The sequence below is a fragment of the Halococcus sp. AFM35 genome, assembly GCF_051195015.1.
Classification (GTDB): Archaea; Halobacteriota; Halobacteria; order Halobacteriales; family Halococcaceae; genus Halococcus.
This window is the reverse complement of the sequence record NZ_JBNTJU010000084.1, coordinates 1-1,506: the sequence shown is the minus strand read 5'-3', so window position 1 is coordinate 1,506 and position 1,506 is coordinate 1. Positions and strand designations below refer to the sequence as shown.

Annotated in this window: 1 protein-coding gene; it reads left to right on the top strand. The window is 52.5% G+C overall.

Annotated features, from left to right (window positions below):
- The first annotated feature begins 102 nt into the window (after window positions 1–102).
- Window positions 103–1,425: an IS701 family transposase gene (locus tag ACQUQO_RS18160; protein ID WP_435080052.1), complete on the top strand. Its 1,323-nt coding sequence runs from the start codon at window positions 103–105 to the stop codon at window positions 1,423–1,425.
- Window positions 1,426–1,506: the final 81 nt, after the last annotated feature.

Here is a 1,506-nt window from a genome sequence, read left to right as displayed (position 1 = left end):
TCTCGACTTGGCAACTCTTCTCTACGCTCGCTGACTGGTCAGCGAGCAGTAGGTAGTGATATCGAATAGCGGTTCCCAGCACAGTTCGAACGTTCCCACACTATGCTCGGCGTTTCTCGTCTTCCTCCGTGGGCTGATCAAGCCTTAGCGACGTTCGAGCCAGTTTTCTCCGATAGCCGCAACATCGACTCGTTCGATGGGTTCGTAAGCGCAGTGATCATGACCGAATCAAAGTGGACGGTGAGTGAACTCGCTCGGGGGATTTCGCGCCCCGACGAGGGCGCGAAATCCGGTAGAGCCTATCGGTACTTCCTCGGTAGAGCCGACTGGTCGGCTACTGACCTCGCTCAGGATCACGCTGACTACGCTTTCGACCAACTCGACGTCGGGGCTGGTGACGAAGTGCTCCTCCACGTCGATGATACGCATGTCGGGAAAACTGGCGACGCCACCGATGGCGTCGCCGAGTTGTACAATCCGGCAGAAGGAGAAACGGAACTCGGTAACAAATTCGTCACATCGTGTCTCCAAATCGGCGATGCTTATCTCCCGTACCTCGCGCGAATGTACATCAAAGAGGAGCTTACGTCGAATTTCGACAAGCCGTTCAAGAAGAAAACCGAGATTGCCGTCGAAGAGATCATATCGCCACTCCAGCTCCCGGCTGGAGTGGCTCTCACCGTCGTTTTCGATTCAGCGTACTACGGTGGCGACAAAGTACGAGACATCCAAAATCAGGGCCATAACGTCGTCTGCCGCTACAAATCAAGCTTTCACGTCTCTCCAATGGAAGCTGTCTGGAGCGAACGCGTCGATGTCTTCGCATCGACGCTGGAGTACGAAGATATCACGATCACCGTTCGGGGACGTGAGAAAACCTATAGCGTGGCGAGCGAGATCGTCGAAATCGATGGGCTTGGTCGGGTAAAGTTGGTAACGAGCAGGACGGACGACGTAACTCGTCACTACATCAGTACGGATCTCGGCCGGTCAGCGGCCGAGATCCTCGAACTTGTCGAGCATCGGTGGAATATCGAAACTGTCCACGAGGAGTCGAATAAGCAATTCGGCTTCAAACAGTACGAGCTACAGCGAAAACAGGGGATTGAGAGATACATCCAGCTGGTGTTTCTGGCATGGACGCTGATAACGCTCAATGAGCAGGCAGATGTCGGCTTTTGGGAGGATGGAGGCGGACTCAGCGTCCGCCTCAATCATGCTCAGAATGATTTTCTCTTCGAGACAGTGTTCGAAATCATCGTGGAAGTCGATCTGTCGCTTCCACGAGCGGAGCTACGGGAGGCAGTGCGTGAACGCGTAGATTTCTACTCATGGTCCTCTTCTGCGAATTTCTTTATTACGAGTTGTGGATACTATGTTCTATTTAAGGAACAGGATGGTTTTATAGAGAGGTTGTTCAGATAGAGTTACCGCTATAAAACGAACGTAGAAAGTTCGATCAGATTATCTGGAACTAGCTGAACCAAACGATCTTGCCAAGTCGAG

Bases quoted from the DNA above. Each gene is read 5' to 3' on its own strand.
- ACQUQO_RS18160 (WP_435080052.1), top strand. From the start codon at position 103: ATGCTCGGCGTTTCTCGTCTTCCTCCGTGGGCTGATCAAGCCTTAGCG.